Below are 14,829 nucleotides of genomic sequence, written 5' to 3'. Positions count from 1 at the left end.
ACATTTGCTCCTGACCGGATCAGGGCTGCTTTTGTTTGAATCACAGCCGAAAAACCGCAGGTGAGAGAATAAAGTTTTGCGGTCACCCCTGCCTTGCAGTGCTTGAACAGCGCCGGGCAGGTGCCAGGCGCCACCAGCGCAGCCTCGCGGCCCGGTTGACTAATGACTCAGATGAAAGCGAAAACTTGATGAAAATCAAAGCGATGAAGTGGCTCACCACGGCTCCCGTGGCGCTCGCCCTGGCTGCCTCCCTCGCCGCGTGCGGCTCAGGCTCCGCCGAGCCTACAGGGACGCCCACGGACGCCCTCGCCGGCAGCGACCAGCAGACGCTGGACAAGTACACCACCGCCGACGTCACCCCGGTCGACCAGATCGACACGACCAAGCTGGGCCTGAACACCGAAGGCAAGCTTGAGGTGGGCACCCTGTCCGACGCCCCGCCGAACATCTTCATCGACCCCTCGGGCAAGTTCACGGGCTACGACAACGAACTGCTGCGCGCGATCGCCGGCGAACTCGGCCTTGAGGTCGAATTCGTGGCCACAGATTTCTCGGCGCTCCTGTCCCAGGTGCAGACCAAACAGTTCGACGTCGGATCCTCCTCCATCTCCACCACGGACGCCCGCCGCCAGAACGTCGGCTTCACCAACGGTTACGACTTTGGCTTCATGGCCGTGGTTGCCAAGACCGACAGCGACGTCAAGGGCTTCGACGACCTCACCGGCGACCTTCGCATCGGCGTGGTCCAGGGCACCGTCCAGGACGATTACGTCACCAACACCCTTAAGCTCGAGCCGATCCGCTTCCCGGACTACGCCACCGTGTACGCCAACGTGCGCAACGGCCAGGTGGACGCCTGGGTGGCGCCGTCCCAGCAGGCGACCGGCCAGGTCAAGGAAGGCGACGGCACCGTCATTGCCGAATCCGTCGTCAACACGCAGAACTTCACTGCCTACGCCGTGGCCAAGGACAACCAGCCGCTGATCGATGCGCTGAACTCCGGCCTTGACGCCGTAATCGCCGACGGAACCTGGTCCAAGCTGACCAAGGAGTGGTACCCGGACCGCGAGATGCCGGCCGACTGGAAGCCGGGCAGCAAGGCCGCCACGGTTCCGCAGAACTGATTGAGCCGGGACGTTTATGGATCTCTTGGACCAACTGGCTGACACTTTCTTCAACTGGGAGGAAATGGCCAAAGTCATTCCCGCCCTGCTCATGGTGGGCCTGCCCAACACGCTGATACTGGCTGTGGCTTCCGGCATCTTCGGTTCCCTGCTGGGACTCGCGCTGGCCATGATGGGCATTTCCCGCAACGCGGGAGCCCGGTGGGTGGCACGTATCTATACCGACATCTTCCGTGGCCTGCCCGCCATCCTGGTGATCCTGGTCATCGGCATCGGGCTCAGCCCCATCGCCAGGGAAATCACCGGGTCCCGGAACCCGTACCCCCTGGGCATCCTCGCCCTGACCCTGATCGCGGCTGCCTACATCGGTGAAATTTTCCGTTCGGGTATCCAGAGCGTTGAGAAGGGCCAGCTTGAGGCATCCCGGGCGCTGGGATTCAGCTACGGCAGTTCCATGCGCCTGGTGGTGGTGCCGCAGGGAATCCGGCGGGTCCTGCCCGCACTGGTCAACCAGTTCATCTCGCTGCTGAAGGATTCGTCGCTGGTGTTCATGCTCGGACTCGCGGCTTCCGACCGGGAAATTTTCCGGATCGGAAATGACGCCATGGCCAATACCGGAAACCTGTCTCCGCTGGTGGCCGCCGGGGTGCTGTACCTGATCCTGACCGTCCCGCTGACGCACTTCGTGAACTTCATCGACAACCGGCTGCGCACCGGCAAGCCGGAAAAGAAGGAACCGGACGAGCTGGCAGCGCCTATCGGCAAGGGGGCACAGGCATGACGGAATTCGCTTCCGGAACCCTGACCGGCAAGAACCTGCACCTTTCCTTCGGCCACAACCATGTTCTCCGCGGCATTGACCTGCATGTGGAGAAGGGCACCACGGCCTCTGTGATCGGCCCGTCAGGATCCGGCAAGTCCACGCTGTTGCGCGTGATGAACCGGCTGATCGAACCCGACCAGGGCGACATCCTCCTGGACGGCCGTTCGGTACTGAAGGACAACCCTGACGAACTCCGCCAGCGGATCGGCATGGTGTTCCAGCAGTTCAACCTGTTCCCGCACAAAACGGTGGTGGACAATGTGTCCTTGGCGCTGCGGAAGCTGCGGAAGCTGTCCAAGGAGCAGGCCCGCGCCGAAGCCCTGGAACAGCTGGACCTGGTGGGCCTGAAGCACAAGGCCGACTCCCGCCCGGCCAACCTTTCCGGCGGCCAGCAGCAGCGTGTGGCCATTGCCCGGGCCCTGGCCATGAAGCCTGAGGTCATGTTCTTCGATGAGGCGACCTCTGCCCTTGACCCGGAGCTCGTCAAAGGCGTCCTGGCGCTGATGGCGGACCTGGCGAAGGGCGGCATGACCATGGTGGTCGTAACCCACGAGATGGGATTCTCCCGCAACGTGTCGGACACCGTGACCTTCATGGATGCCGGCGTTGTGGTGGAATCCGGCCCGCCGGAGCAGATCTTCACCGCGCCCCGGACGGACCGGCTGAAGGGCTTCCTCTCGGACGTCCTCTAGGTTCACAGGCAGGCACAGCCAGAAATCCCCGCCTCCTGGACTTTTCCCCCTTGCACGCCAGGGGGATTTGTCCGGAAGGCGGGGATTTCCTTGTTGAAAAAACGACGCCGGAGCTAGACTTGCGCCGCGGCGGCGGCCTTCGCTGCAGCCGGCAGTGCGTCGAAGATCCGGTTCATCGCGGTGTCATCGTGTGCGGCGGAGAGGAACCAGGCTTCGAACACCGACGGCGGCAGGTATACCCCGGCCTCCAGCATCGAGTGGAAGAACGGCGCGTAGCGGAAGCTTTCCTGCGCCTGGGCGTCGGCGTAGTTGTGGACCCCGTTGGCCGAGGTGCCGAAGGCCACCGAGAAGAGGTTGCCGGCGAACTGGATGGAGTGGTCCACCCCGGCGGAGTCCAGGGCGCTGGACAGTGCCGAGGAAAGTTCCAGCGAGCGGACATCGATAAAGGAGTAAACGTCCCGGGTGGCATGGGTCAGGGTGGCCACACCGGCCGCCATCGCCACCGGGTTTCCGGAGAGCGTTCCGGCCTGGTAGACGGGACCCGTGGGTGCCAGGTAGTCCATGACGTCGGCACGTCCGCCGAGGGCCGCCGTCGGCATTCCTCCGCCGATGACCTTGCCGAAGGTGAGCAGGTCCGGGGTCCACGGCTCGGCGGCGTCCGGCGCTCCGCCGGTAAGCCCCCAGTAGCCTGAGTAGCCGGTACGGAAACCGGTGAGCACCTCATCCACGATGAGCAGTGCCCCGTGTTCACGGGTGATGCGGGACAGGCCGAGGTTGAAGCCCTCCCCCGGGGTCACCACGCCCATGTTGGCGGGGGCGGCTTCGGTGATCACGGCCGCGATGTTCTGCCCGTGCGCGGCGAAGGCTTCCTTGACGGCAGTGAGGTCGTTGTACGGCAGCACCAGGGTTTCGGCGGCGGTGGCCTCCGTGACACCTGCGGAGCCGGGCAGGGCGAGGGTGGCGACGCCGGAACCTGCGGCGGCAAGGAGGCCGTCCAGGTGGCCGTGGTAACAGCCGGCGAACTTGATGATGAGGTTGCGTCCCGTGAAGCCGCGCGCCAGGCGGACGGCGGTCATGGTGGCCTCGGTGCCGGTGGACACCATCCGGAGGCGTTCGACGGCGGGAACGCGTTCCTTGACGATCTCGGCCAGGTTCGCCTCATCCGGGGTGGAGGCGCCGAAGGACAGGCCGCGGTCCACGGCTGCGTGCACCGCATCCAGCACAGCGGGGTGCGCGTGGCCCAGCAGCGCCGGACCCCATGAGCACACCAGGTCCACATATTCCTTGCCGTCGGCGTCGGTCAGGTACGGCCCCTTGGCGGAGACCATGAAGCGCGGAGTACCTCCCACGGACCCGAAGGCACGGACCGGGGAGTTGACCCCGCCCGGCATGAGCTGGCGGGCGCGGTCGAAAAGTTCCTCGTTGCGAGGGTTGCTGGAAGTCATGGTTCCTATTCTCTCAGTTAGCGGGCCGGTGAATCGGCCAGCAGTTCTGCCACGCGGGGTGCCACCGCCGTGCCCATCAGCTCAATGGAGCGCATCATGGCGGAGTGCGGCAGCGGCCCGTTGCTGTATTTCAGGTCGAACCGGTCGACGCCCAGGTTTTGCTTGAGCAGGACGATCTTCCGGGCCACAGTTTCGGGCGAGCCGACGTAGAGGGCGCCCTCGGGTGCGCACAGGGCGTCGAACTCGCCCCTCCCCGCCGGTCCCCAGCCCCGCTCGGCGCCAAGCTTGTTCCGCAGCTTCAGCCAGTGGGGGAAGAGCTCCTCGCGGGCCTGCTCGTCGGTGTCAGCCACGTGTCCGGGTGAATGGGTGGCCACCTGCTGCATGGGGTGGCCGTACTTGGCCATGGCTTCCCGGTACAGGTCAACGAGCGGGCGGAAGGCGCGGGGTTGCCCGCCGATGATGGCGAAGATGATGGGATAGCCGTACTGGGCGCAGCGCAGCACGGATTCCGGTGTGCCGCCCACTCCGATCCAGGTGGGCAGCAGGTGGCGCTCCAGCGGCGGGTACACGCTCAGCCCGGACACGGCCGGCCTGGTGCGGCCTTCCCAGTGCACCGGCTTCTGCGCCCGGACCTTGTCGAACAGCTCGAGTTTTTCCTCGAACAGGACCTCATAGTCGGCCAGGTCCAGACCGAACAGCGGAAACGATTCGATGAAGGAGCCGCGGCCCAGCATGACTTCGGCACGGCCGCTGGAGATGGCGTCCACGGTGGCGAACCGCTGGAACACCCTGATGGGATCATCGGAGCTCAGGACGGTGACAGCCGAGCCCAGCCGGATCCGGGTGGTGCGGGCCGCAGCGGCGGCGAGGAAGACTTCCGGCGCGGACACCGCGTAGTCCTTGCGGTGGTGCTCGCCGACGCCAAAGGCATGGAGTCCGACGGCGTCCGCCAGTTGGGCCTCTTCGAGCAGCTGGCGCAGCACCCGGGCATGCGGCTGCGGGCTTCCGTCCGGGTTCTCACCAACATCGCCAAACGTGTTCAGGCCCAGGAGGATCCGGCCAGGTCCAACCGGGGCGGTGGGACTCTCGGGAACCGCTGCGGGTCGGGCAGCCGGTGTGTTGGCCATCAGGACTCCTTCAGCCAGCCGGCCAGTTCTGCGGCCCAGTAGGTCAGCACCATGTGGGCGCCGGCGCGCCGGATGCCCAGCACGGACTCGGTGATGGCGGAGCGCCGGTCGATCCAGCCGTTGGCGGCAGCGGCCTCGATCATGGCGTACTCGCCGGAGATCTGGTAGGCGGCCACGGGGACCGGGCTCATGGCGGCGACGTCGGCCACGATGTCCAGGTAGCTCATGGCGGGTTTGACCATCACGATGTCGGCCCCTTCTGCGAGGTCCAGCTCCACCTCGCGAAGGGCTTCGGTGCGGTTGCCGGCGTCCATCTGGTAGGTCCGCCGGTCGCCCTTCAACTGGGAGTCGACAGCTTCGCGGAACGGGCCGTAGAAGGCGGAGGCGTACTTGGCGGAGTACGCGATGACGGACGTGCTGGTGTGGCCCGCACCGTCCAGGGCGGCACGGATGGCGGCGATTTGGCCGTCCATCATGCCGGAGGGGCCCAGCATGTGGGCGCCGGCGTCAGCCTGGGCCACGGCCATGCGTGCGTAGATCTCCACGGTGCGGTCGTTGTCCACGTACCCGTCGGCGTCGAGCACGCCGCAGTGGCCGTGGTCCGTGAACTCATCCAGGCACACATCGCTCATGACCACCAGGTCGTCTCCCACCTCGGCGCGCACGTCCCTGATGGCCTTGTTCAGGACGCCATCCGGGTCAAGGGACGCCGTTCCCTGGGCGTCCCGGTTTTCCGGGATGCCGAACAGCATGATGCCGCCCAGCCCGAGTTCCACCGCTTCAGCAGCAGCACGCTTCAGGGTTTCCGTGGTGTGCTGGACAACGCCCGGCATGGAGGTGATGGGGTTGGGTTCCGTGAGGCCTTCACGGATGAAGGCGGGAAGGATGAGTTCCGCCGGCGCCAGGCGGGTTTCGGCGGTCAGCCGGCGCATGGCGGGCGTGGTGCGCAGGCGGCGGGGGCGGTGGCTGGGAAAAGTCATGGTCCTGTCCTTGGCGTTGGTTCGGGCGGTGAGTGGGTGGCCGCTGGCGGGCGTCCCGCGCGTCAGGGTGGTTCTCCGCCGGCATCCTCCGTCGTGAGGAGTGCTGCCGCGACGGCAGCTACAAGCCCTGCCGGCGACGGCTCAGCCGCGATGGCAGCCACCGGCATGCCAAGCGCGGCGGCCTGGTCCGCCGTCGAACGCCCGATGGCCACGAACCGGCACCCGAGCAGCGGGGACAGCGCATGGATGCGCCGGGCGGCGCTGGGGGAAGCTGCAATGACGGCGTCGAGGCGGCCGTCCGCCAGCTCAGCTGCGGCGTCTTCAGGTGTCAGCAGGGCGTACGACGGCGGCTGCAAGTCCGCTCCCCCGCCTTCCGCCGGGATGGCCAGCCTGCGCTCCGCCGCGGCGGGGTAGTCGACCGTGCGGTATGCGGTCACTGCCGTCACGGTGCTTCCGGCTGCCGACAAGCCTTCCGCCAGGCGCGGCGACGCGATGTCCGCCTGCGGCAGCAGAACCTTGCCGTCCCCACCCGGCCACACAGCGAGCAGGCCTGCCGCGGACTGGTCATCCGCTGGTGTCAGTGACACGGCAAGCCCCCGGTCCTCCAGGAGCCTGCGCGTTGCCGCCCCCACCGCGGCTATGCGGGTGCGGGCCGGGATCCACTGGGCAGGCACCAGTCCACGTTCGGCGGCTTTGGCCGTGAGTACATGGACTGTGGTGGCGCTGCTGACCACCAGCCAGTCGAATGCCGCGGCACCGAGGGCATCGCAGGCCACATCGAGGGAGTGCTGGTCCGGTGCACGTTCGAAGTCGATCAACGGCAGGAGGAATGCGCTGGCACCTGCATCCTGCAGCGCGTCCACGAGCGGCAGCGACCGCTCCGGGCTGCGCGTGATCAATACCCGCGCCCCGGCCAGTAGCCGCTCCCGCGGCAGATCCTTCTCCTGCATGTTTACCCGCGTCCCGGCCGGCCCTGCCGGATGCATTGGACAGGCAATCGCATGGCCGGAATCAGGAGGCCTGGAGGTCCGCGATGTCCGCGGCACCGGCGGCCAGCAGGACTTCGGCCAGTTCAATGCCGAGCAGCGTGGCACCCACCTCCGTGAGGCCGTCGGTTGCGCGCTTGTCCCGGACCGAGGCCGTGCCGTCCACGGCGCACACCACGGCTTCCAGGTAAAGCATGCTGCCCTTACGGAAGGCGTAGGCGCCAACCGGTGCTGCGCAGCCGGCCTCCAGCCGTGCCAGCAGGGCGCGTTCAGCCGTGACCGCGAGCCGTGTATCCGGATCGTCGAGTGCACTGAGAGCCTGGGCCAGCACGTCCCTGGAGCCTTCGGCAGAGCCGGGGCGGGCCGGAGCGTCAGCCGTGCGGCATTCGATGGCCAGCGACCCCTGCCCGGCGGCGGGAAGCATAACGTCGGTTTCGAGGAACTCGCTGACGGTGTCCAGCCTGCTGATGCGTTCCAGGCCTGCGGCGGCCAGCACCACGGCGTCCAGGTCGCAGGACTTGCCGGGTACCACGTCGGTGATGGTGTTGCCCGGCAGCCCGGGGACGCGGCCCAGGCGGGTGTCCACGTTGCCGCGGATGTCGATGATCTCCAGGTCCGGCCGTGCGGCGCGAAGCTGGGCGGCGCGCCGGGGCGAGCCGGTACCCACCCGTGCGCCGTTGGGGAGGTCAGCCAGTTTCAGTCCGTCCCGGGCGCACAGGACGTCGCGGACATCCACCCGCCGCGGCGTGGCCGCGAGGCTGAGCCCGACGGCCGCGCCGGTGGGCAGGTCCTTGAGCGAGTGGATGGCCACGTCGCATTCGTTGCGCAGCAGCGCATCCCGCAGGGCGGCGACAAAAACGCCGGTGCCGCCCATCTGGGAGAGCGAGCCGGTCAGGACATCGCCGTCGGTCCGGATGTGGACGAGCTCCACCGGAAAGCCTCCGACGGCGGCCAGCTGGTCCGCGGTCTGCTGCGTCTGGGTAAGCGCCAGTTTGCTGGCGCGGGTGCCGATCCGGACCGTCACTGCTGCGGCGCTCCCCCGGCCGCCGCTGGCTGGCTGGCGCCGGCTTCGCCGGGATAGGCGTCATGCCCGGTGCCCACGGTGGTGTCCGCACCGGCAATGGTGGGCTTTTCGCCCCGGAAGTTCTGGCAGCACCCCGGCCGGCAGACGTCGTACCAGGGGCCGAGGTCCGTCAGCGCCGGGCGGTCAGCGATATTGTTGGCCGCCGTCCGCTCCGAAATCAGGTCCACCATGCCGTTGACGAACTTGCGGTGCGTGCCGGGTGTGGGGACGCGCGTGGCGGTCAGCCCCAGGTTGGCGCAGGTTTCCAGGGCTTCGGTGTCCAGGTCCCAGACAACTTCCATGTGGTCACTGACGAAGCCGAGCGGGACGATGACGATTCCCTTGACATCCTGGCCGGCCAGTTCCTCGATGGCGTCGTTGATGTCCGGCTCCAGCCAGGGCACGTGCGGTGCCCCGGACCGGGACTGGTACACCAGGGACCAGGGTGCCGTCAGGCCTGATTCCTCTTCCACGCGCTGGATGACGGCGGCAGCCGTGGCGAGGTGCTGGGCCACGTAGGCGGACCCTTCGGCGAATTCGCGGGGTTCGCCTTCGGAGCGGCCTGCGGCCTCCGCATCCCGGGTGGGGATGGAGTGGGTGGCGAACAGGATCTGGACCGGGGCATCGGGGGTGCCTGCGGCTGCGAGCTTTTCCCGGACTTCCGCGAGGCCGGCGGCGGTGCCCTCAACAAAGGGCTCCACGAACCCGGGGTGGTCGAAGTACTGGCGCACCTTGTCCACTTCCAGCCGGCCGTCCAGCCCGGTTTCGGTCAGCGCCATGCCGATGTCCTCACGGTACTGGCGGCAGCTGGAGTAACAGGAGTAGGCACTCGTGGTGATCATCAGGAGGCGGCGGTGGCCGGCGTCGTACGCGTCCTGCAGGGTCTGCGGAATGTACGGCGCCCAGTTGCGGTTGCCCCAGAGGACCGGAAGTTCGATGCCGCGGGCGGCAAGTTCGGCCTCAAGGGCGGCCTTGAGTTCCCGGTTCTGCTGGTTGATGGGGCTGATGCCGCCGTTGGCGCGGTAGTGGTGGGAGACCTCCTCCAGCCGCTCATCCGGGATGCCGCGCCCGCGGGTGACGTTGCGGAGGAACGGGATGACGTCCTCCTGGCCTTCCGGCCCGCCGAAGGAGGCGAGGAGGACGGCGTCGTAGTTCTTGGGTGCCATCCGCCCGGCCTCGGTGACAGGGTTGGCGACGACGGCGCCGGCGTTTGTGGGGTCAAGCTGGCTCATGCGAGCACCTCCGCTACTTCTGCCGGGGAAATCCGGCGTCCGGTGTAGAACGGGACTTCCTCCCGGACGTGGTTGCGTGCCTCGGTGGCGCGCAGGTGGCGCATCAGGTCCACCAGGTCCACCAGTTCGGGGGCCTCGAGGCCCAGGATCCATTCCCAGTCGCCCAAGGCGAACGAGGAAACGGTGTTGGAGATGACCTGCGGGAACTCCCGGCCCAGGAGGCCGTGTTCCCGAAGCATTGCGCCCCGCTCTTCCTCAGGGAGGATGTACCACTCGTAGGAGCGGACGAACGGGTAGACGCACAGCCATTCCGCCGGTGCGACCCCGCGGGAGTATGCGGGCGTGTGGTTCTTGGCGAACTCTGCCTCACGGTGCACGCCCATGGCGGACCAGACAATCTCGGTGCCCGCAAACAGGGTGCTGCGGCGGATGTCGCGGATGGCCTGCTGCAGCGCTTCCGGCTTGGGGCCGTGGAGCCACACCATGACGTCAGCGTCTGCCCGCATGGCGGAGACATCGTAGCTGCCGCGGTGCGTCACGCCGGCCTGGGCCAGCCGTTCCAGGAGGGCCTCGAAGTCAGCGGCGGCGTCGGCGCTGCGGATCAGGGTTTCGGAGCGCTTGAATACCGTCCAGAGGGTGAAAAACTGCTCGGCTGATTCTTCGGTTTTAGTGACAGATTCGGCAGAAGTGTGGCTCATGGTTACAAGTTTGCCCCTTCGTACCCGCCAAGTCGAAACCAACAACTTCTACAAGCCGTAGAAGTGCGCAACGTCACATCTGCTGGTCGATGCCGTGGCTGAGGGAGCGGGCGAAGGCCGTCGAAAGAAGTGCCAGGGGATTTAGCGGTCCAGGTTCCGGATTTGTTCAATCGTGTCGGAGACCACAGCGGCCAGCCCGTTGCCGGCCACCCAGCCGCCGACGACGGCCAGGTTACCCACCGCGGCACAGGCTTTCCGGATTTCCGCCACGCGGGCGCGGTGCCCCACGGCGGCGAAGGGCAGGGACCCCCGCCACCGGACCACATCCCAGTCCACGACGTCCTCCGCGGCGATGGCCACGCCCAGCAGGGCCTGTGCATCCCGCAGGGACGCGGCAAAGAGTTCCTCGTCGGTGTCCGGGCCGCCGGGCTGCCCGCCGGCCCCGTCCACTCGGCCATACGAGAGCCTGACCACGTGCCGGCCAGGGCCGGCCGCGTCAGCCAGCCAATCCCATTTGCCGGTGGCGTGGGTCAGGGCCTTCGCTTCAATGCCGGGGGTCTGGGGCGCCACCAGGATGCCTGTGCCGCGCGGCCGGCGGTCCAGTTCGGGCTTGTTGACCACGAGTGTGACGAGCTTGACGTCCGGCCCTGCAGGCGGCCGTCGTCCCGCCAGGGCGGGGACTGCGGCTTCCAAAAGGTCGACGGCGGCCGGACCGTCCACCCCCACAACCAGCGTGCCGGCGTCGAACGTTGCTCCGTGGGAGCTGACCCGCCACCCTTCAGGCGTCCGGGCCACACCTGAGGCGGGCGTGCCGGACAGGAGCGTCACCCCCCGGTCGCGGAGGTCGTCCACCAAAGCGGTGACCAGGGTGTGCATGCCGCGTTCAAGGCCGGCAACGGCAGAGCCCGCCTTTGCCGGAGCCGCAGGCTCTTGGCTCCGGCCGTCGTTCGCAGGTGACCCTGTGCCGGCGCGACGCTGGGCGGAAACCGCAGCGGCCAGGGAGCCGTGCCGCCTGATTCCGGCGCGGAGCCCCGGAGCCACCATGTCGACGTCGAGCAGTCCGGGATCCGCGGAGTGCACGCCGCCAACAACCGGGGCAACCAGGCGCTCCAGGACCCTGCTCCCCATGCGTGCCTTCACCAGGGCGGAGACGCTGATGACGTCGTCCGCCGTCCCCACCGACGCCGGCAGGAACCGGTCCAGGGTGGCCCGGAGGGTTCCCACGGGGCCCAACGACCTCCGGACTTCCGGGTCCCAGGGGTTGGCCGGGATGCCCAGGACGCCCGTCTTGGGCAGTTCGCGCGGGCCGTCCGGAAGCTGGACCCAGGCTCCCCCGGGCCGGGGCTGCACAATGCTGCCGGCAAGGCCAAGCTCCCCGGCAAGCCGTGCAACGGCGTCGGAACGGGTGGCGAAGGATTCCGCGCCGCTGTCCAGGGTCAGGCCGGCAACGGTGTGGCTGCCCACGCAACCGCCCCATTCCGTTCCGGCTTCCAGGACTGTGACCTCATAACCGGCGGAAGTAAGCTCGCGGGCAGACAGCAGTCCCGAAATGCCGCCGCCCAGCACCAGCGCGGTCCGGGTCTGTGCCGGCATGCTGCCCATGGGACTACTCCGGGGAGATGGAGTGGATGAGTTCAACCACCCGCGTGAGGACGGCGGGATCAGTCTCCGGCGGGACGCCGTGCCCCAGGTTGACCACGTGCCCGGGGGCCGCCGAGCCTGCGGCTACGACGTCGCGGACGTGAGCCTCGAGGATTTCCCACGGGGCCGGCAGCAGGGCGGGGTCGATGTTTCCCTGCAGCGGTACCGTGCCGCCGAGCCGCCGGTTGGCCTCATCGAGCGGCAGCCGGTAGTCAACGCCCACCACGTCCACTCCCACGTCACGCATAGCCACCAGGAGCTCCGACGTGCCGGTGCCGAAGTGGATGAGCGGGGCGCCGAGGTGCCGCACATGGTCCAGGGCTCGTGCCGAGGCGGGCGCCACATACCTGGTGTAGTCCGCCAGGCCCAGGGAACCGGCCCAGGAGTCGAACAGCTGGGCTGCGGAGGCGCCGGCCTCAAGCTGTGCCTGCAGGAACATGCCGGAGGCGTCTGCAGCCCAGTTGGCCAAGGCGTTCCAGGTTTCGGGGTCGGCGTGCATCATGGTGCGCGGGCCCAGATGGTCACGGGACGGCCTGCCCTCCACCATGTACGCAGCCAGCGTGAACGGTGCGCCGGCGAAGCCGATCAGCGGGGTGCTGCCGAGTTCAGCCACGGTGAGGCGGACCGCTTCGCGGATCGGTTCCAGTGACTCCCAGGTGAGCTGCGGCAACGCTGCCACATCTGCGGCAGTGCGGACCGGAGTGTCCAGGACAGGTCCCACTCCAGGCACGATGTCCACGCCTACGCCGGCAAGCTTTAGGGGAATGACGATGTCGGAGAAGAAGATGCCCGCATCAACGTCGTGGCGGCGGACCGGCTGGAGCGTGATCTCGGAAGCCAGCTCCGGGCGCAGGCAGGAGTCCAGCATGGCGACGCCTTCGCGGACTTTGAGGTACTCGGGCAGTGAGCGTCCGGCCTGCCGCATGAACCAGACGGGGCGTCGGGACGGTTTGCCTCCGCGGTAGGCCGTGATCAGCGGGGAATCTGCGGTGCGGCCGTCCAGCAGCGGGTGGTCTGCGGCGAGGGCGCCGGCAGGGGACATGGCAGGGCTGGAAGTCATGCCTCTGATTGTGCCGAAAATCGGCTGCAAAAGATAACGACAAAGTGTCATCCCGAGGCGCTCCGGCCGCGCCGTGGCAGGAATCACAGCTTCCGCGTGCGACGGTCCGCGCCTGGAGTTGTTCTACCGAGTAACGAAAAAGCTATGATTGTCCTGCTGTGGTTCTTTTTTCATTGGTGGCTACACACGCCGACATCGATCTTGAGACCGTTGCTCAGTTGAGCAGCGGTTCTTCGGGGATCGCCACATCCGCCCTCTCCGGATCGCCGGCAGTGACGGGTGCCATTGTCCTTGCCACCTGCAACCGCTACGAAATCTATGGCGAGGCCCCCCATCCGGACGATGTGGAGGCTGCCCGCGCCGCTTTAGTGGCCCAGATCAGCGAAGTCAGCGGCCTGAGCGAACCCCTCGTCTCACGCTCCTTCAGCACCCGGACCGGTCCGGAAGTCAGCCAGCACCTCTTTGCCGTCAGCGCAGGCCTGGACTCCGCCGTGGTCGGAGAACGCGAAATCGCCGGGCAGGTCAGGCGGGCCCTTATTACCGCCCAGCATGAAGGCACGGCAAGTTCCGGCCTCGTCCGGCTGTTCCAAGCGGCCTCCAAGACGGCCAAGGATGTCGGCGCGCAAACCGCCCTCGGCTCCCGGGGCCTGTCCATCGTTTCCGTCGCGTTGGATCTGGCAACGGACCTGTCCGAGAATCCGGACTGGTCCAGCAAGAAGGTGGTGGTCTTCGGCACGGGGGCCTACGCCGGCGCTACCATGGCCCTCTTGCGCGAACGCGGCTGCACCGACATCTCCGTTTTCTCCTCTTCCGGCCGCGCCGAAGGTTTTGTGGCAACCCGGGGCGGCACGGCCCTCGACGCCGAATCACTCCGGCCGGCCGTGGCGGCGGCGGACGTGATGATCGGCTGCAGCGGTTCCGACACCAGGGTGGAAGCTGATGAACTGGCTGACGTCCGGGCGGATTCCCCGCAGCCGCTGATTGCCATCGACCTCGCACTCACCCACGACTTCGACCCCGGGGTTGGCGAACTGGACGGCGTGGAGCTCCTCACCCTGGAGTCAGTCCGCCTTGCGGCCCCCCAGGAGCAGGCCGAGTCGCTGGCCCAGGCCAGCGGCATCGTCAGCGGCGCCGCCAAGGCCTTCGAGCACGAGCGCGAGGTCCGGTCCGTGGACTCCGCCATCGTTGCCCTGCGCCGGCACACCATGAGTGTCCTGGACGCGGAAATGGAAAAGGTCAGGGCCCGGCACGGCTGCACGGCTGCCGCAGAGGAAGTGGAATTCGCGCTCCGCCGCATGGTCAAGCAGCTCCTGCATGTACCTACGGTGCGCGCCCGCGAGCTTGCCGCCAACGGCCAGCAGGACGACTACGTTGCAGCCCTTGAAGCCCTTTACGGCATCACCGTGGAGCAGCCGGCCGCCGCAGCCCCCCAGGCCGAATGCCCGGTGGACCACCGGGGCCTCGAAACCGCCTGACGCGCCTCTCCCCCAGGGCGACGCTCTCTCACATCCTGCGCCCTTTTCGCCAACGCTCTCTCCCTTGATGCGCTTTCCTCGCCCACCCTCGTTACCTTTTTCGTAGCCCGTTTCCTGTTGCAGGATGAGGGTGTGCTGGCCTGCCGGTCCCGGGCATGATTGCGACCCTCTGTTGATCGATGATCCTGAGAGTGTTGTCACCTGGGGCTGGTAGGTGCCGGGGAAACCGCTGATAGGGGCAGGACGGTTTTGGAACGTCGTGCGTAACGTGGGTGCCGGGCCCTGACACCGTGGTGGGCCAGTACGTGAGTTAGGGACTACGACTGGAGGTGCCAGGTGATCGGAAACCACGACGACGTTGAAGTGTTCATTGGTGTGGATGTTGGCAAGGGCGAGCATCACGCCGTTGCCTTGGACCGGGCCGGGAAAAGGCTGCTGGACCGGGCGCTGCCCAACGACGAGGCCAGGATCCGGGAAATCCTG

14 protein-coding genes are annotated in these 14,829 nt (G+C 67.5%); 5 read left to right on the top strand and 9 right to left on the bottom strand.

The features are described from left to right. Positions 1-188: 188 nt before the first annotated feature. The 3 genes from IEX43_RS13225 to IEX43_RS13215 are packed head-to-tail and all read left to right on the top strand — an operon-like array spanning position 189 to position 2,639. Entirely contained in the window at positions 189-1,124 is a 936-nt protein-coding gene (locus IEX43_RS13225) for an ABC transporter substrate-binding protein (RefSeq protein ID WP_104185175.1), read from the top strand. Positions 1,125-1,140: 16 nt separating this feature from the next. Further along, entirely contained in the window at positions 1,141-1,905 is a 765-nt protein-coding gene (locus IEX43_RS13220) for an amino acid ABC transporter permease (protein WP_066277429.1), read from the top strand. Then, entirely contained in the window at positions 1,902-2,639 is a 738-nt protein-coding gene (locus IEX43_RS13215) for an amino acid ABC transporter ATP-binding protein (protein ID WP_104185032.1), read from the top strand. The genes IEX43_RS13220 and IEX43_RS13215 overlap by 4 nt, the downstream gene beginning before the upstream one ends. A 113-nt stretch (positions 2,640-2,752) precedes the next feature. On the opposite strand, the gene hemL is transcribed toward IEX43_RS13215, so the two are convergent. The 9 genes from hemL to hemE form a co-directional block, all read right to left on the bottom strand. Then, on the bottom strand, positions 2,753-4,084 hold the full coding sequence (hemL, locus tag IEX43_RS13210) for a glutamate-1-semialdehyde 2,1-aminomutase (RefSeq protein ID WP_188811710.1): 1,332 nt from the start codon (positions 4,082-4,084) through the stop codon (positions 2,753-2,755). 17 nt (positions 4,085-4,101) lie between these two features. Then, entirely contained in the window at positions 4,102-5,211 is a 1,110-nt protein-coding gene (locus IEX43_RS13205) for an LLM class flavin-dependent oxidoreductase (RefSeq protein WP_188811708.1), read from the bottom strand. Beyond that, entirely contained in the window at positions 5,211-6,191 is a 981-nt protein-coding gene (hemB, locus tag IEX43_RS13200) for a porphobilinogen synthase (protein WP_188811706.1), read from the bottom strand. Before hemB ends, IEX43_RS13205 begins: the two co-directional genes overlap by 1 nt. Before the next feature lie 62 nt (positions 6,192-6,253). Further along, entirely contained in the window at positions 6,254-7,141 is an 888-nt protein-coding gene (locus IEX43_RS13195) for a uroporphyrinogen-III synthase (protein ID WP_188811704.1), read from the bottom strand. A gap of 61 nt (positions 7,142-7,202) precedes the next feature. Beyond that, the gene (gene hemC, locus IEX43_RS13190; RefSeq protein WP_188811702.1) at positions 7,203-8,201 is read right to left on the bottom strand and encodes a hydroxymethylbilane synthase; all 999 of its coding nucleotides are present in this window, start codon (positions 8,199-8,201) and stop codon (positions 7,203-7,205) included. After that, complete coding sequence (locus IEX43_RS13185) at positions 8,198-9,472, bottom strand: ferrochelatase (protein WP_188811700.1); 1,275 nt, start codon at positions 9,470-9,472, stop codon at positions 8,198-8,200. The genes hemC and IEX43_RS13185 overlap by 4 nt, the downstream gene beginning before the upstream one ends. Next, on the bottom strand, positions 9,469-10,170 hold the full coding sequence (gene hemQ / locus IEX43_RS13180) for a hydrogen peroxide-dependent heme synthase (RefSeq protein ID WP_188811698.1): 702 nt from the start codon (positions 10,168-10,170) through the stop codon (positions 9,469-9,471). Before hemQ ends, IEX43_RS13185 begins: the two co-directional genes overlap by 4 nt. Positions 10,171-10,311: 141 nt before the next feature. Then, entirely contained in the window at positions 10,312-11,772 is a 1,461-nt protein-coding gene (gene hemG, locus IEX43_RS13175; protein WP_188811696.1) for a protoporphyrinogen oxidase, read from the bottom strand. A 4-nt stretch (positions 11,773-11,776) separates the two neighbouring features. Continuing rightward, a complete protein-coding gene (hemE, locus tag IEX43_RS13170) occupies positions 11,777-12,871 on the bottom strand; it encodes a uroporphyrinogen decarboxylase (RefSeq protein ID WP_188727661.1) in 1,095 nt (364 codons plus the stop codon). 158 nt (positions 12,872-13,029) lie between these two features. On the opposite strand from hemE, the gene IEX43_RS13165 reads away from it, so the two are divergent. Both IEX43_RS13165 and IEX43_RS13160 read left to right on the top strand, forming a co-directional pair. Then, positions 13,030-14,346, top strand: coding sequence for a glutamyl-tRNA reductase (locus tag IEX43_RS13165; protein ID WP_188727658.1), 1,317 nt, complete (start codon positions 13,030-13,032; stop codon positions 14,344-14,346). Between the two features lie 336 nt (positions 14,347-14,682). Further along, positions 14,683-14,829: IS110 family transposase (locus IEX43_RS13160; protein ID WP_188811694.1), on the top strand; the 147-nt coding region annotated here is incomplete at its 3' end.

Origin of the sequence: Pseudarthrobacter polychromogenes (assembly GCF_014644495.1) — a bacterium.
Lineage (GTDB): Bacteria > Actinomycetota > Actinomycetes > Actinomycetales > Micrococcaceae > Arthrobacter > Arthrobacter polychromogenes.
This window is presented reverse-complemented; position numbering and strand designations above follow the sequence as displayed.

Excerpts from the sequence above, each read along its gene's own strand:
- IEX43_RS13220 (WP_066277429.1), top strand. The coding sequence starts at position 1,141 with ATGGATCTCTTGGACCAACTGGCTGACACTTTCTTCAACTGGGAGGAA.
- hemG (WP_188811696.1), bottom strand. The coding sequence starts at position 11,772 with ATGGGCAGCATGCCGGCACAGACCCGGACCGCGCTGGTGCTGGGCGGC.
- IEX43_RS13195 (WP_188811704.1), bottom strand. The coding sequence starts at position 7,141 with ATGCAGGAGAAGGATCTGCCGCGGGAGCGGCTACTGGCCGGGGCGCGG.
- IEX43_RS13215 (WP_104185032.1), top strand. The coding sequence starts at position 1,902 with ATGACGGAATTCGCTTCCGGAACCCTGACCGGCAAGAACCTGCACCTT.
- hemE (WP_188727661.1), bottom strand. The coding sequence starts at position 12,871 with ATGACTTCCAGCCCTGCCATGTCCCCTGCCGGCGCCCTCGCCGCAGAC.
- IEX43_RS13205 (WP_188811708.1), bottom strand. The coding sequence starts at position 5,211 with ATGGCCAACACACCGGCTGCCCGACCCGCAGCGGTTCCCGAGAGTCCC.
- IEX43_RS13185 (WP_188811700.1), bottom strand. The coding sequence starts at position 9,472 with ATGAGCCAGCTTGACCCCACAAACGCCGGCGCCGTCGTCGCCAACCCT.
- hemQ (WP_188811698.1), bottom strand. The coding sequence starts at position 10,170 with ATGAGCCACACTTCTGCCGAATCTGTCACTAAAACCGAAGAATCAGCC.
- hemL (WP_188811710.1), bottom strand. The coding sequence starts at position 4,084 with ATGACTTCCAGCAACCCTCGCAACGAGGAACTTTTCGACCGCGCCCGC.
- IEX43_RS13225 (WP_104185175.1), top strand. The coding sequence starts at position 189 with ATGAAAATCAAAGCGATGAAGTGGCTCACCACGGCTCCCGTGGCGCTC.
- hemB (WP_188811706.1), bottom strand. The coding sequence starts at position 6,191 with ATGACTTTTCCCAGCCACCGCCCCCGCCGCCTGCGCACCACGCCCGCC.